This is a genomic window from Pseudomonas sp. SJZ080, assembly GCF_007828295.1.
Taxonomy (GTDB): Bacteria; Pseudomonadota; Gammaproteobacteria; order Pseudomonadales; family Pseudomonadaceae; genus Aquipseudomonas; species Aquipseudomonas migulae_A.
Genome location: NZ_VIUK01000020.1, coordinates 40,523 through 66,424 on the forward strand (window position 1 = coordinate 40,523; position 25,902 = coordinate 66,424).

Sequence of the window (25,902 nt, forward strand, 5' to 3'; positions counted from 1 at the left end):
TCGTTACGACTAGCGAAATTGCGCGAGGAACCGCAAGTCGTTGTCGAAGAACAGACGCAAGTCGTTCACGCCGTAACGCAGCATGGCCAGACGCTCAACGCCCATGCCGAAGGCAAAGCCCGAAAACTCTTCCGGGTCGATCCCGGACATGCGCAACACGTTCGGGTGAACCATGCCGCAGCCCATGACTTCCAGCCAGCCAGTCTGTTTGCAGACTCGGCAGCCTTTACCGCTGCACATCACGCATTCCATGTCGACTTCAGCGGATGGCTCGGTGAACGGGAAGTACGAAGGGCGGAAACGCACGGCCAGTTCTTTTTCGAAGAACACGCGCAGGAACTCTTCGATGGTGCCTTTCAGGTCGGCGAAGTTGATATCGCGATCGACCAGCAGGCCTTCGACCTGGTGAAACATCGGCGAGTGGGTGATATCGGAGTCGCTGCGGTACACACGGCCTGGGCAGACGATGCGGATCGGCGGTTGTTTCGATTCCATGGTGCGGACCTGTACCGGCGAGGTATGGGTGCGCAGCAACATGTTGGCATTGAAATAGAAGGTGTCATGCATCGACCGGGCCGGGTGATGGCCTGGGATGTTGAGCGCTTCGAAGTTGTGATAATCGTCTTCGACTTCAGGGCCTTCGGCGATGCCGTAGCCGATGTGAGTGAAGAACTGTTCGATACGTTCCAGAGTGCGAGTAACCGGATGCAGACCACCCGAGGTCTGGCCACGGCCAGGCAGGGTCACGTCAATGGACTCGGCAGACAGTTTGGCGGCCAGGTCGGCCTCTTCAAACAGTGCCTTGCGGGCATTGAGAACCTCTGTGACACGCTCCTTGGCAACGTTGATCAGCGCGCCGACTTGCGGACGCTCTTCTGCCGGCAAATTCCCCAGGGTCTTCATCACCTGAGTCAATTCACCCTTTTTGCCAAGGTAGTGAACCCGGATTTGCTCCAGGGCATTGATATCTTCAGCGCTTTGCACAGCCTCTAGTGCTTGAGAGACGAGCGCATCCAGGTTTTCCATGTACAGACTCCAGATACAAAATAGGGGAAGAGCTTGAAGGCTCTTCCCCTATTTATGACGTTTAACACCTGACCCCACAGAGGTGAGGCCGGGTGACTGTCGGGGGTACTTAAGCCAAGGTGGCTTTAGCTTTCTCGACAATCGCAGCAAACGCCGCTTTTTCGTTCACTGCCAGATCAGCCAGAACCTTACGGTCGATCTCGATGGACGCTTTTTTCAGGCCGGCGATGAAACGGCTGTAGGACAGACCGTTGATACGTGCACCAGCGTTGATACGAGCGATCCACAGAGCGCGGAACTGACGTTTTTTCTGACGACGGTCACGGTAGGCGTATTGGCCTGCCTTGATTACCGCTTGCTTGGCAACACGGAATACGCGCGAGCGAGCGCCGTAGTAGCCTTTAGCAAGTTTCAGAATTTTTTTGTGACGTTTACGGGCAATGACGCCACGCTTTACACGAGCCATGAGTTACTTCCTCTATTCTTGACTAAAATTAACGAAGGCGCAGCATGCGCTCGACTTTTGCCACGTCAGACGGATGCAGCAAGCTGCTACCGCGCAGTTGACGCTTACGCTTGGTCGACATTTTAGTCAGGATGTGGCTCTTGAAAGCGTGCTTGTGCTTGATACCGTTAGCAGTTTTCAGAAACCGCTTAGCAGCACCACTTTTCGTTTTCATTTTTGGCATGTTCGGATACTCCGCATTCAGTTGATAAACATAATCAGAAGGCCTGCCGTGCCCTGTTGATTACTTCTTCTTTTTCGGGGCGATGACCATGATCAGCTGGCGTCCTTCCATCTTAGGATGCTGTTCGACCGAACCGTACTCGAGCAAGTCACCTTCAACTCGCTTGAGGAGTTCCATCCCCAGCTCCTGGTGGGCCATCTCACGGCCGCGGAATCGCAAGGATACCTTGGCCCTGTCCCCATCACTCAGGAAACGTACCAGGTTGCGCAGTTTTACCTGGTAATCCCCTTCCTCCGTCCCTGGACGAAACTTGATTTCTTTAACCTGAATCTGCTTCTGGTTTTTCTTGGCCGCGGCAATCTGCTTCTTCTTCTCGAAGATCGATTTGCCGTAGTCCATCAGTTTGCAAACAGGGGGTACTGCATCGGCGGAAATTTCCACCAAATCCAGTTTGGCCTCTTCAGCCTTAAGAAGCGCGTCTTCAATTGACACAATCCCAAGCTGTTCACCTTCAGCCCCAATTAACCGAACCTCGCGTGCCGAGATATTCTCGTTGATCGGGGCTTTCGGTGCAGCTCGTTTATCTTGTCTCATTTCACGCTTAATAATAATTACTCCGAATCTGGGCGACCACGCCGGGAAACCGCTTGCGCGAGAAACTCAGCGAACTGGGCGACGGGCATCGAGCCCAGGTCAGCACCTTCACGAGTACGCACAGCGACAGTCTGCATCTCGACTTCCCGATCTCCGATAACCAAGAGATAGGGAACCTTGAGCAAAGTATGCTCGCGGATTTTAAAGCCGATCTTTTCATTTCTCAAGTCAGACTTGGCACGAAATCCGCTTTCATTGAGAGTTTTTTCAACCTCGGCGGCAAAATCGGCCTGTTTGTCAGTGATGTTCATGATCACTGCCTGGGTCGGAGCCAGCCACGCAGGGAATGCACCCTCGTAGTGCTCGATCAGGATGCCGACGAAACGTTCGAAGGATCCGAGGATCGCCCGGTGCAACATCACCGGGTGCTTGCGACTGTTGTCTTCGGAGACGTATTCGGCTCCCAGACGGACAGGCAGGTTAAAATCGAGCTGCAGGGTACCACACTGCCAGACGCGACCGAGGCAATCTTTCAGCGAGAACTCGATCTTCGGACCGTAGAACGCACCCTCGCCCGGCTGCAGATCATACGGCAGGCCAGCGCTGTCAAGGGCTGCAGCCAGTGCCGCTTCGGCGCGATCCCACAATTCGTCGGAACCTACGCGTTTTTCCGGACGAGTGGACAACTTCATTTCGACGTCTTTAAAGCCGAAGTCGGCATAGACGTCCATGGTCAGCTTGATGAACGCGGCGGATTCGGCCTGCATCTGCTCTTCGGTGCAGAAGATGTGGGCGTCATCCTGAGTGAATGCACGCACACGCATGATGCCGTGCAACGCACCCGATGGCTCGTTACGGTGACAGGCACCGAATTCGGCCAGACGCATCGGCAACTCGCGGTAGCTTTTCAAGCCCTGATTGAACACTTGCACGTGGCAAGGGCAGTTCATCGGCTTGATGGCGTAGTCGCGGTTTTCCGACTGAGTGGTGAACATGTTGTCGGCGTAGTTGGCCCAGTGCCCGGATTTCTCCCACAGGCTGCGGTCAACGACTTGCGGCGTCTTGATCTCCAGGTAGCCGTTGTCGCGCTGAACCTTGCGCATGTACTGCTCGAGCACCTGGTACAGAGTCCAGCCGTTCGGGTGCCAGAACACCATACCCGGCGACTCTTCCTGGGTGTGGAACAGGCCCAGGCGCTTGCCGATCTTGCGGTGATCGCGCTTTTCAGCTTCTTCGATGCGCTGGATGTAAGCTGCCAGCTGCTTCTTGTCAGCCCATGCGGTGCCATAAACGCGCTGCAATTGCTCGTTTTTCGCATCGCCACGCCAGTAGGCGCCGGACAACTTGGTCAGCTTGAAGGATTTCAGGAAACGCGTGTTCGGCACGTGCGGGCCACGGCACATGTCGACGTATTCTTCGTGATAGTACAGGCCCATGGCCTGCTCGTTCGGCATGTCCTCGACCAGGCGCAGCTTGTAGTCTTCGCCACGGGCCTTGAACACTTCGATCACTTCGGCGCGCGGAGTGACTTTCTTGATCACGTCGTAATCTTTTTCGATCAGCTGCTGCATGCGCTGTTCGATGGCGGCCAGGTCGTCCGGAGTGAAAGGACGTTCGAAGGCGATGTCGTAATAGAAGCCTTCGTCGATGACCGGACCGATGACCATTTTGGCGGTCGGATACAGCTGCTTGACCGCATGGCCAACCAGGTGGGCGCAAGAGTGGCGAATGATCTCCAGCCCCTCTTCATCCTTAGGCGTAATGATTTGCAGCGTAGCGTCGGCGCTGATGATGTCGCTGGCGTCGACCAGCTTGCCATCGACCTTGCCGGCCACGGTGGCCTTGGCCAGACCTGCACCGATGGATGCGGCGACCTCGGCTACGGAAACCGGGTGATCGAATGAACGTTGACTGCCGTCGGGAAGAGTAATAGTTGGCATGGCGCCTCCTCTCCTAGTGGTGACCCCTACCAAAGGTCACGTGGGTTGGGATGAGCCAGTACAAGATCCGATCCAGGCCATTCAATGACGAACGCCTGCCTTACAGCGGCAGGAGCCTTGCGGCCAACCGGAAAACCGAACCAGAGTGACTGGGATTCAAATCAGGGTTATTCGAACATCTGCCGCCGCCGGGACTGAAGGTCATCCGAAGCTTGCAAATACCCGAGCGGGGCATGCTAGCACAGATGAACGGTCGTCGCGGCTCCGGGTTTTCTACGAGGGCAAATCAGGTGTTTTTATGCCAGAGTGCTGAACTTGAAGCCTGCTTTCCCCCTCAGATAACAAGACATTGACCCAAAAGGAGCATCCCAGCATGCGTCTGAATCGTTTGTTCGCAGTAGTCGCCCCCATCGTCCTGTTGCTGCCGCTGGCCGCCCACGCCGATTGGCCGAAGGGCGAGCGCGAGAAATACATGGCTCAGTGCACCCAGGCAGCGACTCCCCAGATTGGCGCAGCGGCGGCCAAAGCCCACTGCGCTTGCGGCGCCGATGCGATCAAATCGTACCCAGCCAGCGATCTTCAATCGTTGATGGACAACAAAGCCAGCCCGGAACTGCAACAGAAAGCGCTGGGCCAGATCGCTAAATGCAAGGCCAGTAATCCGGTCAAAAAATAAGCTCGAACGAACCCCGCATTCGGTTTTCCGACGGTGAAAAGGTCTTAAAAACCGCTTTTTCCGACAATTTATGCAGGTTTTACAGCTTTTTTTATCGTCTTTACTTTCGGCCGAAAGCCTTTTAAAACGGGGCTTTCAGCCACATCAAGCAACAAAGAATGCGTGACTGCAGGGCAAACAACACGTCCGGGGGGCTCCCAAAGCGAACATTTCGACTATGATACCCCGGTGTGCCCAGTTGGCCTGAGCAGCACAGTACTACTGAAAATATATGTTTCTTGGAGATACACCATGTCTAATCGCCAAACCGGCACCGTTAAATGGTTCAACGATGAAAAAGGCTTCGGCTTCATCACTCCTCAAGGTGGCGGTGACGACCTGTTCGTACACTTCAAAGCTATCGAAAGCGACGGTTTCAAAAGCCTGAAAGAAGGCCAGACCGTTTCCTTCGTGGCTGAGAAAGGCCAAAAGGGTATGCAAGCTGCTCAAGTTCGCCCAGAGTAATTTCCAGGCGCACTAAAAAAACCCCGTCCATGTGACGGGGTTTTTTATGGGTGAAGAAAAAGCCTGACGGTGTCAGCCGCAGTTGATGCGCGTGATCACCAGGTTGTTATCGGTGTTCAGGTTCAGGCGATCGGAGCGGTACTCCAGGGTCACCATATCGTTGGGCTTGAGGATACGGGCATTTTGCGCGCCAGCGCGAATGCGTGCCTGCTCCAGCAGTTCAGGCGAAGCCTTTTTGCCAATGGTGAATTCGGCAGCCTTTGCTTCGCAACGGCTGTGACCGGTATCAGTCGTCGTGACGGGGTCTGTTGCCGATTCGGTGGACGTACTGCTGCAACCCGCCAGCAGGCTAGCGGCCAACAAAGTACCCAATGACGCGAGCTTCCAAGGCATGAAGCCTCCTTTTTTCAATAGTTGAGCTGAGATCGTGCGACCGCCAATCTGGCATTTGGTTTCACAGGCAGCGCTCTCACACTACCCTCGATCCGGACAATCGGCGAGTTTGCCTGAGCATTCCCGGCCGTTCATCCCTCAATCGTGACTGAATATGAACAGCACTCAATAAATGTCGATGTAGTCGAACGGTGGTGTAGGCCAATTCTCCTTCAGCGCATTAAAGATCTGCATGACCCAAACCTCGTCACTCGCCGCGACCAATCCCACATACCCTGAGCCCTTGGCCCACGTTTCCAGACGAAACAGCAAACCGTCGATGTCGGTACCGCCCACGACGCCTGATGAAATGTAAGCGATGCCGCCCTTGGTGACCCGCAACTGAGTGTGCTCATCATCGCTGGCACTGGCCAGCAATTGACGCACCGCTTCAAGGGTCAAGCCGTCAGGAGTGCTCAAATCGATCTGCACAGCGCTATCCTTGAAAAATTCATCAAAGCCCCAGTGTCGCATAGCCCTCCTCTCATGCCTAAGTCGGAGTGCCAAACGTCCGGCAAAATGGTTAACTCACACCCAGACTTTCCCGAATTCACGAGCCCCATCATGACCACCGTAAGCATCGACGCCGACATCAAAGCAAAATGGCCGCAAGGTCATAGCTCTTACAGCCCGGGCAGCCCGGAAGAGTTGGCGATCATTGGTATCGATCTATTGGTCAAGGAGCTGGGGACTGAAGCGGCGCAATCGTTCATCGCGCAGGTGTTCGAGAAATACCCGGCCGATTACAAGGGCGCCGAATACAACGAAAGGGAGTGAAACCCGCAGGCTGGCACCTGCGGGGGTGAAACTTACTTCAGACGCGCCAGGCGCTGGGTCAGCAGGTCGAAGAACCCCTGAGCGTCGCCGCTTTCAACCCAGAAAGCGTTCTTCGGCGCTTTCAGGCCGTCATACCAGTCGACGATGGTTTGACCGAACGTCGGGCCCTCGCGGCTATCAACCACCACATTGACCGAACGGCCGGTGAACAGCTCCGGCTTGAGCAGGTAGGCAATGACCGTAGCGTCATGCACCGGACCTCCCGGAAGACCGTAGTGCTCCATGTCACCTTTGACGTATTCGTTGAGAATGTCGCCCACCAGCTTGCTGGCGTTGTTGTCCAGCGCGGCGATCTGCTTCAGACGCGCCTCGCTGGTAAGGATTTTATGGGTCACGTCCAATGGTAGATAGGTCAGTTTGACGCCACTGTTCAACACCACTTTCGCCGCTTGCGGGTCAGCGAACAGGTTGAACTCCGCCACCGGAGTGATGTTGCCGCCATTGAAGTGCGCCCCCCCCCATGATCACCACTTCCTTGATGCCCTGAACGATTTCAGGTTCCTGGATCAGCGCCAGGGCCAGGTTGGTCTGTGGACCGAGCATGGCGATGGTGATGCTGTGAGGCTTGGCGGTTTTCAAGGTATCTATCAGGTAATTGACCGCATTGCCGCTGGCCAGGCCTTTCTTCGGTTCATGTACGGCAACGCCCGACAGGCCCTCCTTGCCATGAATGTTCTCGGCATAGATCGGCGTGCGCATCAGTGGCTTCGGCGCACCGGCATACACCGGCACCTCTTCGCGCCCTGCCCACTCGCGGGCCAGCCGCGCATTACGCGAAGTCTTGTCCAGACGCACGTTACCGGCGACGGTGGTCAGCGCGCGGATGTTCAATTCTTCCGGCGATGCCAGGGCAAACAGCAAGGCCACCACGTCATCGGCCCCCGGATCAGTGTCGATGATCAAGTCGATCTTTTCCGCCGCCTGGGCGCTTGTTGCGGTAATCAGAGACAAAAGCAGCAGACTCCGAAGCAGGTGGTGCAGTTTCTGGGCATAGCGGTGCATAGCGCACTCCTTGTGCGTGGGAAAGCAGAATGACAATGGCGAATCAAAACGTAACCCCGGCCACCAGCATGATGTTGCAGTACGGCTGACATTCGCCGGTACGAACAATCGCCCGTGCCTGTCGGCTCAAGACCTTGAATTGATCATGACCGAGCAACTCACGCTGCCCCAGCGAACCTTCGGCATTCAGTTCGTCGAGCGTCGCCAGCGACGACGGTTGCTTGTCCAGGATCTCCCGCGCCAACACATGGCTTTCGACCTGCATTTCGCTGAGCACGACTTTCAATGTGCTGATGAAATCCGGAATGCCGTGGGTCAGGGCCAGATCGATCAGTTCGACGCCCGGAGGCACCGGCAAACCGGCATCGCCAATCACGACCATGTCGCCGTGGCCCAGGGAAGCGATCAGTCGCGACAACGCGACGTTGAGCAGTGGTGTTTTCTTCATGGTGCTTTAAAGGCCTGTACATCGGACAAATCGGGAATCGAGGGTTGCGCGCCAGCACGGGTCACTGACAGCGCGGCGGCCACCTGGCCGAAACGGATCGCGTCGCCCTCGTTTTTGCCGGTCGCCAATGCAGCGGCGAAACCACCGACAAAGGTGTCGCCAGCCGCCGTGGTATCGACCGCTTTTACCTTCGGCGCCGGAAAGTGTTCGAAACTTTTGCCATTGGCAAACAGCGAGCCCTGGGCACCCAGGGTGATGATGACCTTGCCCGCCCCCATGGCAATCAGCCGGGTCGCTGCGGTTTCGGCGGTTGCCAGGGAGTCCACCGGCAAACCGCTCAATGCCGAGGCTTCGCTTTCGTTCGGGATCAGGTAATCGATGGCGGCATACCAGTCTGCCGGCAACGGACGACTGGCTGGTGCCGGGTTGAGAATCACGGTTTTGCCCAGTTCACGACCGCGCTTGAGCGCATGTCCAACCGTGGCATCTGGCACTTCCAACTGACAGATGATCACATCTGCCGCCTGCAATACCGCGTCGAAACGATCGATCACTTCTGGCGTCAGTGCGCCATTGGCACCGGCGACGATGATGATCGAGTTCTGGCTGTTGTCATCCACCACGATCAATGCCACGCCGCTGGCACCGTCGACAGTGCTGACCGCCCGGCAATCGATGCGGTCGGCCAACAACGCCCCGCGCAGCTCCTCGCCATAGGCGTCGCTACCTACGCAACCGACCATCGACACCTGCGCACCCAGCCGCGCCGCAGCAACCGCCTGATTGGCGCCCTTGCCACCGGAGACCGTGGCAAACGACTCGCCGATCAGCGTTTCACCGCCACGGGGCAACCGCGATGCGCGGGTCACCAGGTCCATGTTGAGGCTGCCTATCACCACTACTTTTGCTGACATACATTGCTACTCATCAATTCTGTTTCAGTGGTGCTTTTGATTTAACGGGTTTCCATCTTCAACGGAAGTGGTCAAACACACCGGCCAACGGCGCAGTCGATTCCCGCAGGACAATACTGGGCGTCACGATCCGTTGATCGGTGGCCCTGTCCGGTGTGGCGATCCTGCGTAAAAGCACGCCGGCCGCCATCTCGCCGAGTTGCAGGATCGACTGGCCCACGGTGGTCAGCGCCGGATAGACATAACGGCTCATCTGGATATCGTCGAAGCCGATCACCGACAGCTCGCTCGGCACTCGAATATTGCGCTCGGCGGCGGCTCGCAGCACGCCGATGCCGATCATGTCGTTGCCGGCAAAAATCGCGCTCGGCGGGTTTTTCTCCAACAGGATCGCGGCGGCGCTGTAACCACCGGTGCTGGTGAAATCGCTTTCCAGCATGCGCTCGCGAGGCACTTCGACGCCCGCCTCTTTCAGCGCACGGCAATAACCGGCCATACGCATCTGCGCCACGCTGGTACTTGCCGGCCCGCCAATGGTGGCGATGTCGCGATGCCCCAGCTCCAGAAGGTGCCGGGTCGCCAGATAAGCGCCGTACTCATGATCGATGCGCACCAGATCGGCATTCACGCCTTCCAGCCCGCGGTCGACGATAACCATCGGCGTGCGCACGCCCGCCAGGCCTTCAGCCAGCCCCGCATCACCACCGGCCGAGGCCACGATCAGCCCGTCGATGCGTTTTTCCAGCAACACGCGCAGGTAGCTGCGCTGTTTTTCCGGGTTGTCGTCGGAGTTGCAGAGGATCACGCAATAGCCATTACGCTCGCAGTAATCCTCGATGCCGCGAGCCAGTTCGGCGAAGTACGGGTTCAGACTGTTGGGCACCAGCAGACCGATGGTCGCCGTGGTCTTGGCCTTCAATGAGCGGGCCACGGCGCTGGGCACGTAGTCGAGACTTTTGATCGCGGCCTCGACCTTGATCCGCACTTCCTCACTGACCGGCCGGGTCTTGTTCACCACGTGGGACACCGTGGTGTAGGAAATCCCCGCGAGTGCTGCCACATCCTTGATTGTTGCCATGACTCAGGTCCGCCGGCTTGCGCGCTGACTGCGATAGGTATCAAGCACCACCGCCACCACGATGACTGCGCCGGTGATGATGCGTTTGGTCGGCTCGGTTGCACCGATCTGCGCCAGACCGGCCGCCAGCACGGAAATGATCAGGACCCCGAAAAAGGTGCTGATGACCGAACCGCGACCGCCCATCAGGCTGGTTCCGCCGATCACCACGGCGGCGATCACTTGCAGTTCCAGGCCCGACCCGGCGTTCGGGTCCGCCGCCTCCAGACGAGAAATCTGGAACAGCGCGGCGATACCGGCCAGCAGCCCCATCAGACTGAACACCAGAATCTTGTAGGGCTTTGGATTGATCCCTGCCAGACGTACCGCCTCTTCGTTGGTGCCGATGCCGATCAGGTAACGACCGAACACCGTGCGGGTCAACACCGCCTGAGCAATGAAAATGATCAGCAAGGCAATGATGAACGATGGCGAGATGCCGAAGGCGATCGGGTTGGACAGCCAGGCAAAGGCATCACCGATGTAGGCCGTGCGCGAACCGGTCATCTGATACGCCACGCCGCGCGCCATTTCCAGCACACCGAGGGACACGATGAACGACGGAATCCGCCAGGCCACGGTGATCGAACCGGTGATGGTCCCGGCCAGCGCTGCTGCCGCCATGCCGAGCAGTGCCGCCGGCAATACGCTCCAGCCCCAGCCGAGAATCGCCACGCTGACCGTCGATGCTGCGAGTGCCAGCACCGAGCCAACCGACAGGTCGATGCCGCCGATGATCAGCACGAACGTCATGCCGACCGCGAGCACCATCAAATCCGGAATCTGGTTGGCCAGGGTGCTGAAGGTGTCGTAAGACAGGAAATGGCTGCTCAGGACCGAGAACAGCACGACCATCGCCAGCAAGGCACCGGCCAGACCCAGATAGGTGCCGAGGCCGTAAAAATTGCCACTACGTTTACCGGCAGACGTTGCAGTTTTCATTGAGGATCCCTAGGCGCTGCTTCATTGAGCAACGCATCACGTTTTTGGTAGCCGGCAAAAGCGGCGGCAAGCAAGTCATCCTGGGTCCAGCTATCGCGTTCGAACGTCTCGATCAGACGCCCCGCCGACAGCACGCCGATGCGGTCGCAGATCAGCATCAGTTCGCGCAGGTCGCTGGACACCACCACCAGCGCCTTGCCCTGACGGGTCAGCTCGCCGAGCAGTGCATAGATGTCGAATTTGGCGCCGACGTCGATGCCGCGAGTCGGCTCGTCGAACAGCAACACTGAACAATCGCGTTCCAGCCAACGGCCGATCACGACTTTCTGCTGATTGCCGCCGGACAATTCCGACACCCGTTGTGTCGGGCTGGAACTGCGGATGCGCATGGCGTCGATCTGACGCTGGGCCAGGGACATCTCGTCACCCGTGTTGACGAAACCGCCACTGGAAATCTCCGGCATGTTGCCCAGGGCAATGTTCGCGCTGATCGATTGGGTCAGGAGCAAACCTTCACCCTTGCGGTCTTCAGTAATCAGGGCAATGCCGTGCGCGACGGCGTCAACCGGTGAACGAATACTCACGACCTGTGCTGGCGAACCCAGTGCAACCGTGCCGCTGTCCGCCGTGTCGGCGCCGAAGATCAGGCGCAGCAACTCGGTACGCCCTGCCCCGATCAAACCGGAAATCCCGAAAATCTCACCGGCGCGCACTTCGAAGGACACGTCGCGCACCTTGTCCGAGCGGGTCAGCCCCTTTACCGTCAACGCCGGAGCGCCAATCTTGCGCGGGCCCATGTCGATGTGTTCACCGAGTTCACGGCCGACCATCAGGGTCACCAGTTGCTCGCTGTTGTAATTGGCCATCGGCTCGACGCAGACCAGATTGCCGTCGCGCAACACCGCAATGCGCTGGGCGACACGGGCCAACTCTTCGAGGCGGTGCGAGATATAGATGATCGACACACCGCGAGCCTGCAGGCGCGTGATCTGCTCGAACAGCATTTCGACTTCACGGGCCGTCAGCATCGCGGTCGGTTCATCGAGGATCAGCACATGACAATCGCCGATCAGGTTGCGGGCGATTTCGACCATTTGCTGGTGACCGATACCCAGCTCGCCGACCAGGGTGTCCGGGTCGATCGCGTCGAGCCCGACCTGGGCCATAGCCTCGATCGCGGCCTTTCGAAGTTTCTTGCGACTGATCCAGCCCGCGTTGCTGGGCAGGTTGTCGAGAAACAGGTTTTCCGCCACCGACAGGGTCGGCAGCAGATTAAGCTCTTGCATGACCATGCGAATGCCCAGATCTTCAGCCTGGGTACGGCTGCCAGGGCGATAATCCTGACCCTGGAATTGCATCTGCCCGGTGGTCGGCGTGACCAGCCCGCCGATGATTTTCGACAGCGTGCTTTTGCCGGCGCCGTTCTCGCCGGTCAGCGCCAGCACTTCACCGCGCATCAACGTCAGGTCGATGCCGGCAAGAACAGGCTGCGCATAGGTCTTACCGATACCGCTGACCGAGAGGACAGCGATCGGAGCGGAAACTGACATAAAAATCTCCATGTGCTCGCCCGGACGGACGAGCACCGTTGTGTCGCCAGAAGGACTACTTGGTAACCAGCTCAACCGGAGTTTCGATGACGCCGTTGGTGCCGCTGTCGACCTTCTCGCCCTTGATGATTTTCAGCGCCGTCTCGATACCGAACACGGCTTGCCTGGCGGCGAACTGGTCAGCGGTGGCCAGGACACGGCCGTCCTTGAGCATCGGCTTGATGGCGTTGATGTTGTCGTAGCCGACCACTTGCACCTTGCCGGCCTTGCCCGCGGCACGCACGGCGGACACGGCGCCGACGGCCATGCTGTCGTTGCCGGCCAGCAGGGCTTTGATGTTCGGGTATTCGCTGAGCATGGAAGAGGCAACCTGGTTGCCCTTGTTGATTTCCCAATCGCCGGATTGCAGGGATACGACCTTGATCTGGGCCGCTTCCATCGCATCCTTGAAGCCTGCAGTGCGGGCCTGGGCGTTGGTGGTGGTGGACACGCCTTCGATGATACCGACTTCGTCACCGGCCTTCAGTTGCTTGGCCAGGTATTCGCCCACCAGCCTCGCGCCTTTACGGTTGTCCGGACCTACAAACGGAACGGTGATGTTCTTGCTTTTGACGACAGCTGGATCCAGCTGGTTATCGATGTTGATCACGGTGATGCCAGCATCCACCGCTTTCTTGATCACTGGCACCATGGCCTTGGAGTCAGCTGGCGCGATGACCAGCGCATTGACCTTGGAGACGATCATCTGCTCGACGATGCGGATCTGGTTGGCCGTGTCCGTTTCGTCCTTGATGCCGTTGGAGATCAGTTCGAAATCGCCGGAGTGGTCTTTCTGGTAGGCCTTGGCGCCGTCTTCCATGGTCAGGAAGAATTCGTTGGCCAGGGATTTCATGACCAGCGCGACTTTAGGTTTTTCAGGGGATTCGGCGAAAGCCGAGGAGCCAGGCAACGCGGCGGATGCGGCAGCCAGCATAGCGACAGCGAGAAGACGTCCAGCGAATGGCAGCTTCATGGGTTCACTCCGATCTTATGATTATTCTGAGCAATGCTTGCGCGGGCATAAGCTTCACCGGATTCGCCGAGGAACAAGCCATCGGCGGAGCCGCGCAAACGTTTGCGTAGACCGAACTATGCGAACCCTGTCGTCATTTGTCAACGACCGAAAAAACCGTTTTGTACTTCGGCGGGTGTCTCTTTTTACGCCGTGGTACTGACAATACCACCCGCGCTGGAACCCTTGGCCAGCTCCTTGACCAGATTGCCGGTTACTTCCAACAGTGCCCCGTTGGTGTCGGCGACCTGTCCCTGAATCGACATGACCACTGCGGCCTTGGCTTCCGGTGTCGGGTAGGTCGCAGCCTGGGCTGCCGCCAATTGCTGCTGTTGCTCGCGCAGTTGCTGCTGCAGCTCCTGCATGCGTTTGAGCAACATCTTTACTGCGATGCTTTGGTCGCTGCCGCTTTCTGCTTTGGCTTCGGCCGGGGTGCCGCCACCGGTGCGAACCTTGGTTTTGTCAGCCGATTCCTTGTTACCCAACGCCAGCGCCGACGCTTCGGAAGTCGAATCGCTCAAAGCGTTGATCGTCGCCGTGGACTTGCCACCAATGGTGATTGCGCCTGCATTGGGAAAGCCAACCGAAAATGACATGTGAACTCCTGGAGAAAAAGATCCTTTGAAGGCCATCGACCTGCGAACGATTTTCTTTAGTACCTATTTGCCATCTGGCAAGACGACTTGCTCGACAGGAGCCGTAGTCCTTTTCGGAGAGCCGAACGTAAATGCCAAACATATTCGGAAACCCGGACAACAAGCTGTTGAAGGCCCATCTGACAAAAGCCACATAATTGATACAAATCATGAGGTTAAAGGCATTTTTTCAATTCTGGATATGACTGGTACAGATCCTGCTCCCTCTACTCCACCCCAGGCGTTCAGATCAGCCTGTGGCGCATCTAGATGAACCTGCATCAGCACACTACTAGAGAGAAAAATAATGACATCTGCTTTCAAGACTTTCGTTCCGGGCGCTTTGGCCCTCTTGCTGCTCCTTCCGACAGCCCTACAGGCAAAAGAAGCCGAAACCCAACAAAAACTGGCGAACGTGGTGATCCTCGCCACGGGCGGCACCATTGCCGGCGCGGGCGCCAGCGCCGCCAACAGCGCGACGTACCAAGCGGCGAAAGTCGGCATCGAACAATTGATCGCCGGGGTTCCGGAACTGAGCCAACTGGCTAACGTCCGCGGCGAACAAGTCATGCAAATCGCTTCAGAAAGCATCACCAACGACAACCTGCTGCAACTGGGCCGTCGCGTTGCCGAACTGGCCGACAGCAAGGACGTCGATGGCATCGTCATCACCCACGGCACCGACACCCTGGAAGAGACTGCCTACTTCCTGAACCTGGTGGAAAAAACCGACAAGCCGATCATCGTCGTAGGCTCCATGCGCCCGGGCACCGCGATGTCCGCCGACGGCATGCTGAACCTGTACAACGCCGTCGCCGTAGCCAGTAGCAAAGACGCTCGCGGCAAAGGCGTGCTGGTGACCATGAACGATGAAATCCAGTCCGGTCGCGACGTCAGCAAGATGATCAACATCAAGACCGAGGCGTTTAAAAGTGCCTGGGGTCCACTCGGCATGGTGGTCGAAGGCAAATCCTACTGGTTCCGCCTGCCAGCCAAGCGCCACACCATGGATTCGGAATTCGACATCAAGAACATCAAGAGTCTGCCTGACGTCGAAATCGCCTACTCCTACGGCAACGTGAGTGATACCGCCTACAAAGCGCTGGCTCAATCCGGCGCCAAAGCCATCATCCACGCCGGTACCGGCAATGGCTCGGTGTCTTCGCGTGTGGTTCCAGCTTTGCAGGCCCTGCGCAAGGACGGCGTGCAAATCATCCGGTCCTCCCACGTCAACGCCGGTGGTTTCGTTCTGCGTAACGCTGAACAACCTGACGACAAGTACGACTGGGTCGTTGCGCATGACTTGAATCCACAGAAAGCACGCATCCTGGCCATGGTCGCGCTGACCAAGACCAATGACAGCAAAGAGCTGCAGCGGATGTTCTGGGAATACTGATTCGCCCTCGCCCGACCGGTTCCGGTCGGGCACCGCTGTCACCACTCGCCATCTCTGGCGAGTGGTCTCATATCCGATAAAAAAATTTCCCTCTTCCTACACCAAACGGAAAATATCGCTGTCAGAGGATTTTCTTGAATTTTAAGCAGTTGCGAAAATGCCTACAGTTAAATACTGTATGCACGTACAGCTTAATAAGGATAATTCCGTGGCCACCACCTCCTCCTCTCCTGACGCCTATGAACGCATGGGCATGCGCGTTCAGAAAATCATCAATTCTCCCACCGCCCAGAAAGCCAAAGCTGCGCTGATCTTTCGTCTTCCGGACGAGCCCGTGGACGAGTGGGAACAGTTGCTCGAAGAAATCGACGAGAACGACAACGTCACCCTCGCCTATCGCGACGATGGCGGTGTGCAGATTTTCTGGGTTGTGCCGAAGGAAGATTGAGTCAATGAGTGTCCGTTGTTTTGCTTTGCTGTTTCTGCTCTTTGCGATGGGTGCCCAGGCTGACGCCCCGCGCACCTTCAGCGAAGCCAAGAAAGTCGCCTGGAAGTTGTATGCGCCGCAATCCACCGAGTTCTACTGCGGGTGCAAGTACACCGGCAATAAGGTGAACCTCTCCGCCTGCGGTTATGTACCGCGCAAAAATGCCAAGCGCGCTTCCCGCATCGAATGGGAGCACATCGTCCCTGCCTGGCAGATCGGCCACCAGCGTCAGTGCTGGCAGGAAGGCGGACGCAAGAACTGCACGCGTTACGACCCGACCTATCAGAAAGCCGAGGCCGATTTACATAACCTGGTGCCGAGCATCGGCGAGGTAAACGGTGATCGCAGCAACTTCAGTTTTGGCTGGCTGCCGGAGCAATCCGGACAATACGGCTCGTGCCTGACCCAGGTTGATTTCAAGGCGAAGAAGGTCATGCCCCGCCCTTCCATTCGCGGCATGATCGCCCGGACTTACTTCTACATGAGCAAGCAGTACGGTTTGCGCCTGTCGAAGCAGGATCGGCAACTGTACGAAGCCTGGGACAAAACCTACCCGGTGCAAGCCTGGGAACGCCAACGCAACCAAAGTGTGGCGTGCGTGATGGGACGCGGTAACGAGTTTGTCGGGCCGATTGACATGAAAGCGTGCGGCTAAACGCTGACCGAACGCAAAAAAGGCCTTGGGTTGAATGCCCAAGGCCTTTTTTGTTTTAACCGCGCTCGTTTCACCAGGGCGGTCAACCATCGTTACTGAGTCACCGGATGCTCGATGACCAGCAATTCGATGTTCTGTTTTTTCGCGCGGGTCAGCGCCGCACGCACCTCTGCCTGCTTGGCTTCAGCCTCGGCTTTCGAATGGTAGGGCCCCATCAGGATGCGGGTCTTGCCATTGTCCTTGACCACGCTGGAAACGAAACTGTGCTCGATCAGCCAGCCGCTGAGGTCGCTGACAGCCTGGGTTATTTCACCTCGCACCTCCAGATCCCACTGAGGTGCGGAGGCCACCACCGGCGCGGCAGTCGCAGCCGGCTGCGGCTTTTGCGCATCTACGCGCTTGCCTTCACCACATCCCGCCAATGCCAGTACTGCGATTACCAAGGCCATTTTGCGCACAACGCTTCCCTCTGAATGCTGAAAACGGGGATTTTAACACCCATGAATACTTCCCGAGTGCCGCAAAATGGGCTCAAAACAACGAGAATGATGGATGCGGCCTCTGTATAGTTACGCCTTGGGAATTAATGCAGCATCTGCGCGTCAGAAAGAGGCACCCAAACCGTGAGACTTAGCACTAATCTATACATACCACCGACCTCTGCACTGTCCGAATCAGGTGCCCCATAAAGCAATCAAGGAGAAGACCATGCTGATACTCACCCGCAAAGTCGGTGAAAGCATAAACATTGGCGATGACATTACGATCACTATTCTGGGCGTAAGCGGCCAGCAAGTCAGAATCGGCATCAACGCCCCGAAAGACGTTGCGGTGCACCGCGAAGAAATTTATCAGCGCATTCAGGCCGGCCTGACAGCTCCGGACAAGCCACAATCCTGAATCCTGCTGCAGTCAGTAGCCAGCCCGTTCGCCCCGGAACCACGGCTGGCTAAGATTCTTGTGTCGCTATCACCAGCGCAGTGCCCCTCCCAGAACGTGAAGCCGATACTAGCGGCATGTCTCACGTCATAGCTGTCGGACGTTTCGGATAAATCCTGGGGAAGTGCGCAATCGCACTCGCCTAACCAAACGTCACACCCCGCGCCATGCCCGTAGCCGCGATGACCATCAGCAGCACCAGCAGCGCTTCGACATGACTGATCCGTGCGAACAGCGTTGCACGGCCGGTATTGATGGCTGCGCCCCGCGCCTGCGCAATCCGCCATTTGATCAGCGTCACCATCGGTGCAACTTCAAGCAGCAGGATAAGGACGAAAAGCGTCATCTTGAGGTGAAACAGCGGCTGATGCAGATAGTAGTCAGTGCCCTTTTCGTACCCGCCAAAGGCTCGCATCCCACCAGTCACCAGCAGGACGACTGCAGAAATCCCCCACAGGTTATCCGCGCTCAATACGCTGCGAGCATCCCCTACGCCCTTGGCCAGGCGCCGAAAAGCCGTACCGCGGGACAGGACTGCCCAGAAACCCAAGGCAAACGCCAAGAGATGGATCGCAGCAAGAAACCAGTGCACAAGCATCGATATACTCCCGTCAGGCCAACATTCAGAGAGGCCTGAAGTAGTAGCCCAAAAAGCAGGAGTCTGCCTGCGCCCAAGGATGGAAGACGTGAATCGCTCAGAACTGCCAACGCTCGTACTGCTACCAGGAATGGATGGTACCGGCCAACTTTTCAGCCCCTTGGTCTCCGCTCTAGGGCCAGATGTCGAAACGATTGTTGTCCACTACCCGTACGACGTTTCATTGAGCTACGAAGAGCTGGAAGCGATAGCGCGAAAGTCATTGCCCACGGATCGCCCCTTTATCTTGCTCGGAGAGTCCTTTTCCGGCCCCATTGCCATTTCACTGACGGCCCTGCATTTGCCTCAACAGATTGGCTTGATCCTGTGCAGCACCTTTATCCAAAACCCGCGACCGGCATTCAAGTCACTCAAACACTTGATCCCCCTGCTGCCCATCGAACTTTTCCCCACCCAATGGCTCAGTAAAATCTTGCTGGGTCGATTTTCTACCGCAAGCTTGCGCGCAGCACTGAATGAGGCAATCACCCAAGTCACGCCCTCGGTGATGCGCTCACGGCTTCGATCAGTAGTGGAAGTGGATGTGTTGGCACAACTTGCCCGTGTCGACATCACGACGCTGTACCTTCGCGCCCGCCAGGATTGGGTGGTACCGGAAAGCGCCTCAATGCAAGTATTGAAGGCAAATTTCAAGGTTACGGAAGTCGTTCTGGACGCACCGCATTGCCTGCTTCAGGCATCTCCGATGGAGTCCGCCCGCGCTATACGGGACTTCATGGGGCGTGTCATCCCGGCAGTTGAATGATTACTTCACAGCGTTACGGCACTCAACGCGCACGGAAGTCTCAGCCAAAAGGATCAGAGCCCACCCGCTTCGCGACGCTGTCGCGACCTGAAATCTTGATCACGCAACAGCAGTCGCGGCAACTTGAAGAGTTCGAACGCACGATCAATCAGCTGGAAAGCAATTGATTTGCGACGCTGCGAGACAATCATTCGGCCTACTTCGAAACCAAACTCAGCGGCATCTTCGCGCGACACAAAAAACATCGAAAGTGCTTCACTGGCCTCTTCTTTGCCGTCGAACCAAATCGAAATCTTTGCCTTGTGATGCGTTTGCAGATTTTCAGGTTCGTCTGGTTTTGTTTTGATTGGCCCGACGGTAGCCACCAGGATTTCGTAACCAGAGAACGTCTCTTGCTTCGTAATGATTGAAGTCCCTGTTGTCATTACCGCCGTCCATTGCTTGTAAAAGATTGGGCGCTACGATACCCGTAAATCCGGGCAATGCCAAACTGCCATCATCTATGAAATCGTATCCCGTTCCGGAGGACGCCCAAATCGCAAGCAACAAAAAAGGGCTCACCTTTCGGTGAGCCCTTCCAGACCGCCCAGCAGAGCGGATTTTGTTTGGTAGGCGCGATTGGACTCGAACCAACGACCCCCACCATGTCAAGGTGGTGCTCTAACCAACTGAGCTACGTGCCTGCTGTGAGGCGGCATTCTACGGAATTCCGGAGGGGTGTCAACACCTTTTTTCGAGCTAACCCTATGAATATGCAAAATATTTAATTTCGCCGCTGCAAAGAAGATTTTGCGGTGGCTGGCGGTCGATTTTTAACTCGGGTAGGATCGGCGCACTCGTAAAATATATTAAACAGAGGCTGCAGGATGGCGAACACTCCCTACCCAGAGTCCTATTACGCCGCATCGGCCAATGCGGTTCCGCCGCGCCCGGCCTTGCAGGGTGACGTAGAGACTGATGTCTGTGTGATCGGTGCCGGTTATACCGGTCTGTCCTCTGCCCTGTTTCTGCTGGAGAACGGTTTCAAGGTCACGGTGCTGGAAGCCGCCAAGGTCGGCTTCGGCGCTTCGGGTCGCAACGGCGGCCAGATTGTTAACAGCTACAGCCGCGACATCGATGTGATCGAACGCACCGTTGGCCCCAAGCAGGCACAGTTGCTTGGGCAGATGGCGTTCGAGGGCGGGCGGATCATTCGTGAGCGGGTCGCCAAATATAATATTCAGTGCGACCTGAAGGACGGTGGCGTGTTCGCCGCGATCACCGCCAAGCAGATGGGCCATCTGGAATCGCAGAAGCGCCTGTGGGAGCGTTTCGGTCACACGCAACTTGAGCTGATGGATCAGAAACGCATTCGTGAAGTGGTGAACTGCGATCAATACATCGGCGGCATGCTCGACATGAGCGGCGGGCAGATTCATCCGCTGAACCTGGCGCTCGGCGAAGCGGCGGCAGTCGAGTCATTGGGCGGCACTATTTATGAGCAATCGCCGGCGGTGCGCATCGAGCGCGGCGCGAACCCGGTGGTGCATACCCCTCAGGGCAAGGTCAGGGCCAAGTTCATCATCGTGGCGGGCAACGCTTATCTCGGCAATCTGGTGCCAGAGCTTGCGGCCAAGTCGATGCCTTGCGGCACTCAGGTAATCACCACCGAACCCTTGAACGATGAATTGGCGAAAAGCCTGCTGCCACAGGATTATTGCGTCGAGGACTGCAATTACCTGCTCGACTACTATCGCCTGAGCGGTGACAAACGCCTGATTTTCGGTGGCGGCGTGGTGTACGGCGCGCGGGATCCGGCGAACATCGAGGCGATCATCCGGCCGAAGATGCTCAAGGCGTTCCCGCAACTCAAAGACGTGAAAATCGACTACGCGTGGACCGGCAATTTCCTGCTGACCCTGTCGCGACTTCCTCAGGTCGGGCGCCTGGGCGACAACATCTACTATTCCCAGGGTTGCAGCGGTCACGGTGTGACGTACACGCATCTGGCGGGCAAGGTGCTGGCCGAGGCGTTGCGCGGTCAAGCCGAGCGTTTTGATGCGTTTGCTGGCTTGCCGCACTATCCATTCCCCGGCGGCCAACTGCTGCGGACCCCGTTTGCGGCGTTGGGGGCGTGGTATTACGGGTTGCGGGATAAGCTCGGCTATTGACGGACTTGTAGGTGCCGGCTTGCTGGCGATGACGCCTATGCAGTCAACAAACAGTTTGGCAGGCGCAGCGCTATCGCCAGCAAGCCGGCTCCTGCAAGGGGTGTGTCAGAGCCGATTGCGTGGGCCAAACAATCAAAAAACCGCTGCTTTGCGGCGCAGCAAATCTATGAACAAACCCAACTCCCGACTGATGTGTTCGCCCTTGCGCAACAGCAGCCCGAACGGCGCCAGTTGCACATCCAGCTCTACCGGCAGCGCCACCACCAGCCCCATTTTCAGGTAGTCGCGCAACGCGGTTTCCGACAGCACCATGATTGCGTCGGTCAGCTGGATGAGCTGCTGCATGGAATACACCGAGCTGCACTCGATGATGTCGGCAGGTGTCGGCAAGGCCAGGCTCTGCAAAGCCTGATCCAGACCGATGCGCGCCGGACTGGTCTCCGGTTGCAGAATCCACGGCCAGCCGCTGACCAGTTCCGACAGCTCGAGTTTTTTGCGTTTGGCCAGTGGATGGCCGGCGTGCACCACCACCAGCAATCGTTCATTGCCCAATTGCTCGAACGTGTAGTGCTCGCTGTCAGTGGCGGCATTGCGTCGAGCGATGGCGAGGTCGATACGGCCCTGCTCCAGCAACTGGATCACCTGATCGCTCGTGTCGCCCATGATGCGGATTCGCAGTTGCGGATTGAGCGCCTTGATCTCGGCAATCGAATCCATCACCAGATCCGGCGCGGCGCCCATGATCGTGCCGATGGAGAGATAGCCATAGCCGCCCTGCTGCCGTGCGATCAGGTCTTCGGCGCAGCGATCGAGGCCGCTGATGGCTGACTCGGCGAAGCGAATCAACTCGGCGCCCAATGCCGTCGGCCGCATCCCGCGTGGCAGGCGCTCGAACAGGTCGCAGCCGAACATGTCTTCAATCTCATGCAGCATGCGGGTGGCGGCCGGCTGCGACATGTTGAGGTTTTGCGAGGCACGGTGCAGGTTCAGACTGCTACTGAGCGCCACCAGCATGTGCAGATGTTTGTAGCGCAAACGGTTGAGCAGGCTGCGGGAAACGGTTGGCGTAGTCATGAGAAGCCTTTTTTATCGATACCCGGAAGGTATCAGTTGTTAGCTAGATTCGATTTGTAACGCATCGATCCGCAACCGTACAGTCTTCCCCATAAGAACAAATGCCCTACCAAAGGAAAACTGCGATGAAGACTTTACCCGCGCCTCTGCTCGCCAAAATTTCCTGGCGGCTGCTCCCGTTTCTCCTGCTGATGTACATCATGGCCTTCCTCGACCGCGCCAACGTCGGGTTCGCCAAGCAAGCCTTTCAAGCCGACACCCATATCAGCGATGCCGCGTTCGCCTTCGGTGCCGGGGTGTTCTTCGTCGGTTACGCGCTGCTGGAAGTGCCAAGCAATCTGATTCTGCACCGCGTCGGCGCCCGTCTGTGGATGTGCCGGATCATGGTCACCTGGGGCCTGGTCTCCGCCGCGATGGTCTTCGCCCACACCGAAACCAGCTTCTACGTCCTGCGCTTCTTGCTGGGCGTGGCCGAAGCCGGTTTCTTCCCCGGCGTCATCCTTTACCTCACCTACTGGTTCCCCAACGCGGTACGCGGCAAGGCCATGGGTTTCTTCTATTTCGGCGCGCCGCTGGCGTTCATCTTTGGCAGCCCGCTGTCCGGCCTGTTGCTTGAGCTGGATGGTTTTGCCGGCGTCCACGGCTGGCAGTGGTTGTTTGCCGTTGAAGGCTTGATGGCCACGGCGGTGGGCGTCTGGGCCTACTGGTACCTGGACAATCGCCCGGCCGACGCCAAGTGGCTGACCGTCGAGGAGCGCCAGCAAGTGCAGACCTTGCTCGATCAGGAAGACAGCCACAAACAGAACCACGGTCGCAGCCTGCTCAATGTGCTGTGCCAACCCTCGGTGCTGTACCTGTGCCTGATTTATCTGCTGATTCAGGCCAGCGTTTATGGCGTGGTGTTTTACCTGCCAACTCAGGTCAGCGGGTTGCTGGGCACCAAAGTCGGGCTGATGGTCGGGCTGGTCACGGCGATCCCATGGATCTGTGCATTGGTGGCCGCTTACTTGATTCCCGGTTACAGCGACCGCACGGGCGAACGTCGTCGCATCGCCTGTCTGACCTTGTTGATGGCCGCCGCCGGGATCGCCTGCTCGGTGACCTTCAGCAGTCCGTTCCTCGGCATCGTCGCCCTGTGCTTCGCCGCTTCCGGCTTCATCGCTGTGCAACCGGTGTTCTGGACCTTCCCTTCCAGTTACCTCGCCGGCAGTGCCGCGGCGGCCGGTATCGCCCTGATCAACTCGTTCGGCGCCCTCGGCGGCTTCATCGCCCCGGTGCTGAAAAACTGGGCCGAAGGCGCCTTCCATTCACCGGCCGCAGGTTTGTACGTGCTGGCCGGCACCACCGTCATCGCCGCGTTGCTGGTGCTGGGCGTGCGTTCGCCCGGCCATAAAGCTTCGAACAAACCGGCCACCGTTTAAACCTGAGGAGTCACACCATGGGCATTCCAACCATCAAACACGTCCGCGCTTTTACATTGAGAGGCGGTGGCGCGGATTATCACGATCAGGCGGACGGCCACTGGATCGACGATCACATTGCCACGCCGATGAGCAAATACCCGGAGTACCGCCAGAGCCGCCGCACCTTCGGCATCAACGTACTCGGCACGCTGGTGGTGGAGATCGAAGCCAGCGACGGCACTGTCGGTTTTGCCGTGACCACGGGCGGCGAGCCTGCTGCCTACATCGTCGAGAAACACCTGGCGCGTTTCCTCGAAGGCGCACGGGTCACCGACATCGAGAAAATCTGGGACCAGATGTACCAGTCGACTCTGTATTACGGGCGCAAAGGCATCGTTATCAACACTCTCTCCGGCGTTGACTTGGCGCTTTGGGACCTGCTCGGCAAGATCCGCCAGGAGCCGGTGCACCAATTGCTCGGCGGCGCGGTACGCGATGAGTTGCAGTTCTACGCCACCGGCGCTCGCCCCGACCTGGCGCAGAAAATGGGTTTCATCGGCGGCAAGATGCCGTTGCACCACGGCCCGGCGGAAGGCGAGGAAGGCCTGCGCAAGAACCTCGAAGAACTGGCAACCATGCGCGAACGGGTCGGCCCGGACTTCTGGCTGATGCTCGATTGCTGGATGAGCCTGGACCTCAACTACGCCACCAAACTCGCAGTCGGCGCCCACGAATATGGCTTGAAGTGGATTGAAGAAGCCCTGCCGCCGGACGATTACTGGGGCTACGCCGCACTGCGCAACAACGTGCCCAAAGGCATGCTGGTGACCACAGGCGAACACGAAGCCACGCGCTGGGGCTTTCGCATGCTGCTGGAGATGGGTTGCTGCGACATCATCCAGCCGGATGTCGGCTGGTGCGGCGGGATCACTGAACTGGTGAAAATTTCCGCCCTGGCCGACGCTCACAACGCGCTGGTCATTCCTCACGGCTCGTCGGTTTACAGCTATCACTTCGTCGCCACCCGGCATAACAGCCCGTTTGCCGAGTTCCTGATGATGGCGCCGAAGGCTGACGAAGTGGTGCCGATGTTCCATCCGCAATTGCTCGGTGAACCCGTACCGGTGAACGGCCGCATGCGCCTGTCGGCACTCGATCAACCGGGCTTCGGCGTGACGCTCAACCCGGAATGCCAACTGCATCGGCCGTACAACCGCTGAGAAAGGACACCGTCATGAACATGCCTCACAACGCTTTCAAGGCTGCCCTGAAAAACCCGGCGACCCAATACGGCATCTGGGCCGGTTTCGCCACGGGCTACGCCGCCGAGATCGTCGCCACCACCGGTTACGACTGGATGCTGATCGACGGTGAACACGCGCCGAACACCGTGCCCGGCGTACTCGCGCAACTGCAGGCGGTGGCGCCCTACGCCACCGCGCCGGTGGTGCGTGCGGTGACGGGCGACGCCAACCTGATCAAGCAATTGCTGGATATCGGCGCGCAGACGCTGATGATCCCGATGGTCGAAACCGCCGAGCAGGCGGCGGCCCTGGTGCGCGCCATGCGTTATCCGCCGCACGGTATTCGTGGCGTCGGTGGCGGCCTGACCCGAGCTACGCGTTGGGATGGCGTGCCGGATTACCTGAACACCGCCCATGAGCAACTGTGCCTGATCGTTCAGGTGGAATCGCGCACGGGTGTTGAAAACGTCGAAGCGATCGCGGCCGTCGAAGGCGTCGATGCGGTGTTTATCGGCCCGGCGGATCTGTCCATCGGACTGGGTCATGCCGGCAATCCCGGTCACCCGCAAGTCCAGGAACGAATTCAACACGCGGTCAACGCAACGCTCGCGGCCGGCAAGGCCTGCGGCATTCTGGCGCCGAACGAAGAAGACGCGCGCCGCTATCAGAGTTGGGGTTGTCAGTTCATAGCGGTGGCCATCGATATCAGCCTGTTGCGTCAGAGCGCCGTAAACACCCTTGCGCGTTATCGCACACCGGCCACCGCCCAAGCGCCATCGCGAACTTACTGATCA

Annotated in this window: 30 protein-coding genes, 1 tRNA gene and 1 pseudogene; 12 read left to right on the top strand and 20 right to left on the bottom strand. The window is 58.0% G+C overall.

The window, feature by feature from the left end; genetic code table 11:
* Positions 1 to 9: 9 nt before the first annotated feature.
* The 5 genes from pheS to thrS form a co-directional block, all read right to left on the bottom strand.
* The gene (gene pheS, locus FBY04_RS23055; RefSeq protein WP_007905876.1) at positions 10 to 1,026 is read right to left on the bottom strand and encodes a phenylalanine--tRNA ligase subunit alpha; all 1,017 of its coding nucleotides are present in this window, start codon (positions 1,024 to 1,026) and stop codon (positions 10 to 12) included.
* 109 nt (positions 1,027 to 1,135) lie between these two features.
* Positions 1,136 to 1,492, bottom strand: a complete 357-nt coding sequence (gene rplT / locus FBY04_RS23060; RefSeq protein WP_007905879.1) for a 50S ribosomal protein L20 — start codon at positions 1,490 to 1,492, stop codon at positions 1,136 to 1,138.
* 28 nt (positions 1,493 to 1,520) lie between these two features.
* Positions 1,521 to 1,715 (bottom strand): 50S ribosomal protein L35, encoded by a 195-nt coding sequence (gene rpmI / locus FBY04_RS23065; protein WP_002553160.1) that lies wholly within the window; start codon positions 1,713 to 1,715, stop codon positions 1,521 to 1,523.
* A 60-nt stretch (positions 1,716 to 1,775) separates the two neighbouring features.
* A complete protein-coding gene (gene infC / locus FBY04_RS23070; RefSeq protein ID WP_172435341.1) occupies positions 1,776 to 2,327 on the bottom strand; it encodes a translation initiation factor IF-3 in 552 nt (183 codons plus the stop codon).
* A complete protein-coding gene (gene thrS, locus FBY04_RS23075; RefSeq protein ID WP_008023971.1) occupies positions 2,327 to 4,249 on the bottom strand; it encodes a threonine--tRNA ligase in 1,923 nt (640 codons plus the stop codon). The genes infC and thrS overlap by 1 nt, the downstream gene beginning before the upstream one ends.
* A 373-nt stretch (positions 4,250 to 4,622) precedes the next feature.
* On the opposite strand from thrS, the gene FBY04_RS23080 reads away from it, so the two are divergent.
* Positions 4,623 to 4,925: a hypothetical protein gene (locus FBY04_RS23080; RefSeq protein ID WP_084317963.1), complete on the top strand. Its 303-nt coding sequence runs from the start codon at positions 4,623 to 4,625 to the stop codon at positions 4,923 to 4,925.
* 291 nt (positions 4,926 to 5,216) lie between these two features.
* Positions 5,217 to 5,429: a cold-shock protein gene (locus FBY04_RS23085; protein WP_003179963.1), complete on the top strand. Its 213-nt coding sequence runs from the start codon at positions 5,217 to 5,219 to the stop codon at positions 5,427 to 5,429.
* 72 nt (positions 5,430 to 5,501) lie between these two features.
* Here FBY04_RS23085 and FBY04_RS23090 read toward each other — a convergent pair whose 3' ends face one another.
* Both FBY04_RS23090 and FBY04_RS23095 read right to left on the bottom strand, forming a co-directional pair.
* The gene (locus tag FBY04_RS23090; protein WP_084317964.1) at positions 5,502 to 5,822 is read right to left on the bottom strand and encodes an I78 family peptidase inhibitor; all 321 of its coding nucleotides are present in this window, start codon (positions 5,820 to 5,822) and stop codon (positions 5,502 to 5,504) included.
* A 165-nt stretch (positions 5,823 to 5,987) separates the two neighbouring features.
* A complete protein-coding gene (locus FBY04_RS23095) occupies positions 5,988 to 6,293 on the bottom strand; it encodes a hypothetical protein (RefSeq protein WP_145317143.1) in 306 nt (101 codons plus the stop codon).
* A gap of 132 nt (positions 6,294 to 6,425) precedes the next feature.
* On the opposite strand from FBY04_RS23095, the gene FBY04_RS23100 reads away from it, so the two are divergent.
* Entirely contained in the window at positions 6,426 to 6,638 is a 213-nt protein-coding gene (locus FBY04_RS23100) for a hypothetical protein (protein WP_033061806.1), read from the top strand.
* Positions 6,639 to 6,670: 32 nt separating this feature from the next.
* On the opposite strand, the pseudogene FBY04_RS23105 reads toward FBY04_RS23100, so the two are convergent.
* From FBY04_RS23105 to FBY04_RS23140, 8 genes and pseudogenes are all read right to left on the bottom strand, one after another.
* Positions 6,671 to 7,700 (bottom strand): annotated as a pseudogene (locus FBY04_RS23105) (nucleoside hydrolase).
* A gap of 43 nt (positions 7,701 to 7,743) precedes the next feature.
* Positions 7,744 to 8,148, bottom strand: a complete 405-nt coding sequence (gene rbsD / locus FBY04_RS23110) for a D-ribose pyranase (protein ID WP_145317145.1) — start codon at positions 8,146 to 8,148, stop codon at positions 7,744 to 7,746.
* The gene (rbsK, locus tag FBY04_RS23115) at positions 8,145 to 9,062 is read right to left on the bottom strand and encodes a ribokinase (protein ID WP_145317147.1); all 918 of its coding nucleotides are present in this window, start codon (positions 9,060 to 9,062) and stop codon (positions 8,145 to 8,147) included. The genes rbsD and rbsK overlap by 4 nt, the downstream gene beginning before the upstream one ends.
* 58 nt (positions 9,063 to 9,120) lie before the next feature.
* On the bottom strand, positions 9,121 to 10,140 hold the full coding sequence (locus FBY04_RS23120; protein WP_084317968.1) for a LacI family DNA-binding transcriptional regulator: 1,020 nt from the start codon (positions 10,138 to 10,140) through the stop codon (positions 9,121 to 9,123).
* A gap of 3 nt (positions 10,141 to 10,143) precedes the next feature.
* Positions 10,144 to 11,121 carry an ABC transporter permease gene (locus FBY04_RS23125; RefSeq protein WP_145317149.1) on the bottom strand — a complete coding sequence of 326 codons (978 nt, stop codon included), beginning with the start codon at positions 11,119 to 11,121 and terminating at the stop codon, positions 10,144 to 10,146.
* On the bottom strand, positions 11,118 to 12,671 hold the full coding sequence (locus tag FBY04_RS23130; RefSeq protein ID WP_084317970.1) for a sugar ABC transporter ATP-binding protein: 1,554 nt from the start codon (positions 12,669 to 12,671) through the stop codon (positions 11,118 to 11,120). The genes FBY04_RS23125 and FBY04_RS23130 overlap by 4 nt, the downstream gene beginning before the upstream one ends.
* Positions 12,672 to 12,726: 55 nt before the next feature.
* Positions 12,727 to 13,683 carry a sugar ABC transporter substrate-binding protein gene (locus FBY04_RS23135; RefSeq protein WP_145317151.1) on the bottom strand — a complete coding sequence of 319 codons (957 nt, stop codon included), beginning with the start codon at positions 13,681 to 13,683 and terminating at the stop codon, positions 12,727 to 12,729.
* A gap of 185 nt (positions 13,684 to 13,868) precedes the next feature.
* Positions 13,869 to 14,318: a hypothetical protein gene (locus tag FBY04_RS23140; RefSeq protein WP_145317153.1), complete on the bottom strand. Its 450-nt coding sequence runs from the start codon at positions 14,316 to 14,318 to the stop codon at positions 13,869 to 13,871.
* Between the two features lie 346 nt (positions 14,319 to 14,664).
* On the opposite strand from FBY04_RS23140, the gene FBY04_RS23145 reads away from it, so the two are divergent.
* From FBY04_RS23145 to FBY04_RS23155, 3 genes are all read left to right on the top strand, one after another.
* Positions 14,665 to 15,753 (top strand): asparaginase, encoded by a 1,089-nt coding sequence (locus FBY04_RS23145; RefSeq protein WP_084317973.1) that lies wholly within the window; start codon positions 14,665 to 14,667, stop codon positions 15,751 to 15,753.
* 157 nt (positions 15,754 to 15,910) lie between these two features.
* Complete coding sequence (locus FBY04_RS23150; RefSeq protein ID WP_084317974.1) at positions 15,911 to 16,201, top strand: DUF1654 domain-containing protein; 291 nt, start codon at positions 15,911 to 15,913, stop codon at positions 16,199 to 16,201.
* A gap of 4 nt (positions 16,202 to 16,205) precedes the next feature.
* Positions 16,206 to 16,895 (top strand): endonuclease, encoded by a 690-nt coding sequence (locus tag FBY04_RS23155; RefSeq protein WP_145317155.1) that lies wholly within the window; start codon positions 16,206 to 16,208, stop codon positions 16,893 to 16,895.
* A 92-nt stretch (positions 16,896 to 16,987) separates the two neighbouring features.
* On the opposite strand, the gene FBY04_RS23160 is transcribed toward FBY04_RS23155, so the two are convergent.
* The gene (locus tag FBY04_RS23160; RefSeq protein ID WP_145317157.1) at positions 16,988 to 17,353 is read right to left on the bottom strand and encodes an SPOR domain-containing protein; all 366 of its coding nucleotides are present in this window, start codon (positions 17,351 to 17,353) and stop codon (positions 16,988 to 16,990) included.
* Between the two features lie 250 nt (positions 17,354 to 17,603).
* Here FBY04_RS23160 and csrA point away from each other — a divergent pair, with 250 nt between their 5' ends.
* On the top strand, positions 17,604 to 17,795 hold the full coding sequence (csrA, locus tag FBY04_RS23165) for a carbon storage regulator CsrA (protein WP_008028241.1): 192 nt from the start codon (positions 17,604 to 17,606) through the stop codon (positions 17,793 to 17,795).
* 181 nt (positions 17,796 to 17,976) lie between these two features.
* Here the strand turns inward: csrA and FBY04_RS23170 are convergent, their stop codons facing one another.
* Positions 17,977 to 18,432 carry a DUF2214 family protein gene (locus FBY04_RS23170; protein ID WP_145317159.1) on the bottom strand — a complete coding sequence of 152 codons (456 nt, stop codon included), beginning with the start codon at positions 18,430 to 18,432 and terminating at the stop codon, positions 17,977 to 17,979.
* An 88-nt stretch (positions 18,433 to 18,520) separates the two neighbouring features.
* On the opposite strand from FBY04_RS23170, the gene FBY04_RS23175 reads away from it, so the two are divergent.
* Positions 18,521 to 19,237, top strand: coding sequence for an alpha/beta fold hydrolase (locus FBY04_RS23175; protein ID WP_084318056.1), 717 nt, complete (start codon positions 18,521 to 18,523; stop codon positions 19,235 to 19,237).
* Between the two features lie 53 nt (positions 19,238 to 19,290).
* Here the strand turns inward: FBY04_RS23175 and FBY04_RS23180 are convergent, their stop codons facing one another.
* Positions 19,291 to 19,662: a hypothetical protein gene (locus FBY04_RS23180; protein WP_145317161.1), complete on the bottom strand. Its 372-nt coding sequence runs from the start codon at positions 19,660 to 19,662 to the stop codon at positions 19,291 to 19,293.
* Positions 19,663 to 19,843: 181 nt separating this feature from the next.
* Positions 19,844 to 19,920: transfer RNA gene (locus FBY04_RS23185), tRNA-Val, on the bottom strand.
* Between the two features lie 183 nt (positions 19,921 to 20,103).
* On the opposite strand from FBY04_RS23185, the gene FBY04_RS23190 reads away from it, so the two are divergent.
* A complete protein-coding gene (locus FBY04_RS23190) occupies positions 20,104 to 21,387 on the top strand; it encodes an FAD-binding oxidoreductase (protein ID WP_145317163.1) in 1,284 nt (427 codons plus the stop codon).
* 132 nt (positions 21,388 to 21,519) lie between these two features.
* On the opposite strand, the gene FBY04_RS23195 is transcribed toward FBY04_RS23190, so the two are convergent.
* Positions 21,520 to 22,461: a LysR family transcriptional regulator gene (locus tag FBY04_RS23195; RefSeq protein WP_145317165.1), complete on the bottom strand. Its 942-nt coding sequence runs from the start codon at positions 22,459 to 22,461 to the stop codon at positions 21,520 to 21,522.
* Positions 22,462 to 22,586: 125 nt separating this feature from the next.
* Between FBY04_RS23195 and FBY04_RS23200 the strand changes: the two genes are divergently transcribed.
* The 3 genes from FBY04_RS23200 to FBY04_RS23210 are packed head-to-tail and all read left to right on the top strand — an operon-like array spanning position 22,587 to position 25,899.
* On the top strand, positions 22,587 to 23,882 hold the full coding sequence (locus FBY04_RS23200) for an MFS transporter (RefSeq protein WP_145317167.1): 1,296 nt from the start codon (positions 22,587 to 22,589) through the stop codon (positions 23,880 to 23,882).
* A gap of 17 nt (positions 23,883 to 23,899) precedes the next feature.
* A complete protein-coding gene (rhmD, locus tag FBY04_RS23205; RefSeq protein ID WP_145317169.1) occupies positions 23,900 to 25,084 on the top strand; it encodes an L-rhamnonate dehydratase in 1,185 nt (394 codons plus the stop codon).
* 14 nt (positions 25,085 to 25,098) lie between these two features.
* Positions 25,099 to 25,899, top strand: a complete 801-nt coding sequence (locus FBY04_RS23210; RefSeq protein WP_145317171.1) for an aldolase/citrate lyase family protein — start codon at positions 25,099 to 25,101, stop codon at positions 25,897 to 25,899.
* Positions 25,900 to 25,902 lie beyond the last annotated feature (3 nt).

What these genes read in the sequence shown, in the direction of transcription:
- pheS (WP_007905876.1), bottom strand. Translation starts at nt 1,026, where the DNA reads ATGGAAAACCTGGATGCGCTCGTCTCTCAAGCACTAGAGGCTGTGCAA.
- rplT (WP_007905879.1), bottom strand. Translation starts at nt 1,492, where the DNA reads ATGGCTCGTGTAAAGCGTGGCGTCATTGCCCGTAAACGTCACAAAAAA.
- rpmI (WP_002553160.1), bottom strand. Translation starts at nt 1,715, where the DNA reads ATGCCAAAAATGAAAACGAAAAGTGGTGCTGCTAAGCGGTTTCTGAAA.
- thrS (WP_008023971.1), bottom strand. Translation starts at nt 4,249, where the DNA reads ATGCCAACTATTACTCTTCCCGACGGCAGTCAACGTTCATTCGATCAC.
- FBY04_RS23080 (WP_084317963.1), top strand. Translation starts at nt 4,623, where the DNA reads ATGCGTCTGAATCGTTTGTTCGCAGTAGTCGCCCCCATCGTCCTGTTG.
- FBY04_RS23085 (WP_003179963.1), top strand. Translation starts at nt 5,217, where the DNA reads ATGTCTAATCGCCAAACCGGCACCGTTAAATGGTTCAACGATGAAAAA.
- FBY04_RS23090 (WP_084317964.1), bottom strand. Translation starts at nt 5,822, where the DNA reads ATGCCTTGGAAGCTCGCGTCATTGGGTACTTTGTTGGCCGCTAGCCTG.
- FBY04_RS23100 (WP_033061806.1), top strand. Translation starts at nt 6,426, where the DNA reads ATGACCACCGTAAGCATCGACGCCGACATCAAAGCAAAATGGCCGCAA.
- rbsD (WP_145317145.1), bottom strand. Translation starts at nt 8,148, where the DNA reads ATGAAGAAAACACCACTGCTCAACGTCGCGTTGTCGCGACTGATCGCT.
- rbsK (WP_145317147.1), bottom strand. Translation starts at nt 9,062, where the DNA reads ATGTCAGCAAAAGTAGTGGTGATAGGCAGCCTCAACATGGACCTGGTG.
- FBY04_RS23120 (WP_084317968.1), bottom strand. Translation starts at nt 10,140, where the DNA reads ATGGCAACAATCAAGGATGTGGCAGCACTCGCGGGGATTTCCTACACC.
- FBY04_RS23125 (WP_145317149.1), bottom strand. Translation starts at nt 11,121, where the DNA reads ATGAAAACTGCAACGTCTGCCGGTAAACGTAGTGGCAATTTTTACGGC.
- FBY04_RS23130 (WP_084317970.1), bottom strand. Translation starts at nt 12,671, where the DNA reads ATGTCAGTTTCCGCTCCGATCGCTGTCCTCTCGGTCAGCGGTATCGGT.
- FBY04_RS23135 (WP_145317151.1), bottom strand. Translation starts at nt 13,683, where the DNA reads ATGAAGCTGCCATTCGCTGGACGTCTTCTCGCTGTCGCTATGCTGGCT.
- FBY04_RS23140 (WP_145317153.1), bottom strand. Translation starts at nt 14,318, where the DNA reads ATGTCATTTTCGGTTGGCTTTCCCAATGCAGGCGCAATCACCATTGGT.
- FBY04_RS23145 (WP_084317973.1), top strand. Translation starts at nt 14,665, where the DNA reads ATGACATCTGCTTTCAAGACTTTCGTTCCGGGCGCTTTGGCCCTCTTG.
- FBY04_RS23150 (WP_084317974.1), top strand. Translation starts at nt 15,911, where the DNA reads ATGCCTACAGTTAAATACTGTATGCACGTACAGCTTAATAAGGATAAT.
- FBY04_RS23155 (WP_145317155.1), top strand. Translation starts at nt 16,206, where the DNA reads ATGAGTGTCCGTTGTTTTGCTTTGCTGTTTCTGCTCTTTGCGATGGGT.
- csrA (WP_008028241.1), top strand. Translation starts at nt 17,604, where the DNA reads ATGCTGATACTCACCCGCAAAGTCGGTGAAAGCATAAACATTGGCGAT.
- FBY04_RS23170 (WP_145317159.1), bottom strand. Translation starts at nt 18,432, where the DNA reads ATGCTTGTGCACTGGTTTCTTGCTGCGATCCATCTCTTGGCGTTTGCC.
- FBY04_RS23180 (WP_145317161.1), bottom strand. Translation starts at nt 19,662, where the DNA reads ATGACAACAGGGACTTCAATCATTACGAAGCAAGAGACGTTCTCTGGT.
- FBY04_RS23190 (WP_145317163.1), top strand. Translation starts at nt 20,104, where the DNA reads ATGGCGAACACTCCCTACCCAGAGTCCTATTACGCCGCATCGGCCAAT.
- FBY04_RS23195 (WP_145317165.1), bottom strand. Translation starts at nt 22,461, where the DNA reads ATGACTACGCCAACCGTTTCCCGCAGCCTGCTCAACCGTTTGCGCTAC.
- FBY04_RS23200 (WP_145317167.1), top strand. Translation starts at nt 22,587, where the DNA reads ATGAAGACTTTACCCGCGCCTCTGCTCGCCAAAATTTCCTGGCGGCTG.
- rhmD (WP_145317169.1), top strand. Translation starts at nt 23,900, where the DNA reads ATGGGCATTCCAACCATCAAACACGTCCGCGCTTTTACATTGAGAGGC.
- FBY04_RS23210 (WP_145317171.1), top strand. Translation starts at nt 25,099, where the DNA reads ATGAACATGCCTCACAACGCTTTCAAGGCTGCCCTGAAAAACCCGGCG.